1 protein-coding gene is annotated in these 541 nt (G+C 43.4%); it reads left to right on the top strand.

The genetic code is table 11. The features are described from left to right. A partial coding sequence (hisA, locus tag AC1DUA_RS40310) for a phosphoribosylformimino-5-aminoimidazole carboxamide ribotide isomerase (RefSeq protein WP_477504974.1) occupies nucleotides 1–541 on the top strand: 541 nt, incomplete at both ends.

The following is a 541-nucleotide window of genomic DNA, read 5'->3' as shown; positions in this document are numbered from 1 at the left end:
GATCTACATAGTGGGAAAGTGAAACAAATTGTTGGTGAAACGTTAGGCACAGAGGGAAAAGCTATTATTGAAAATTTTGTATCTTCTTATGATTCCAAGTATTATGCCGCAATGTTCAAAAAAGATCAATTAGTAGGCGGGCATGTCATCATGCTCGGGGATGAGAATCAGGATGAAGCTATTAGCGCGCTTCAGGAATATCCGGGCGGTCTACAAATCGGTGGCGGCATTCACGCCGAGAATGCCAAGTATTATTTGGACCGCGGCGCATCCCACGTCATTGTGACGTCCTACATTTTCCGAGACGGACAACTTAATCAGGAAAATCTGGATAAAATAGTAGCTGAGGTTGGCAAGAAACGATTAGTTATTGATTTGAGCTGCAAAGAGAAGGACGGCAAGTGGTTCGTGGCAACCAACCAATGGAAACAATTGAGTGACTTTGAGCTGAACGAAGATAATATCCGGTTTCTAGAGCAATACTGTGATGAGTTTCTTGTTCATGCCGTTGATGTAGAAGGCAAGCAAAGCGGTATTCAGC

This window comes from Paenibacillus sp. 01T422 (genome assembly GCF_056398785.1).
The sequence above is the reverse complement of the archived record's forward strand: the minus strand, read 5'-3'. Positions and strand labels throughout refer to the sequence as shown.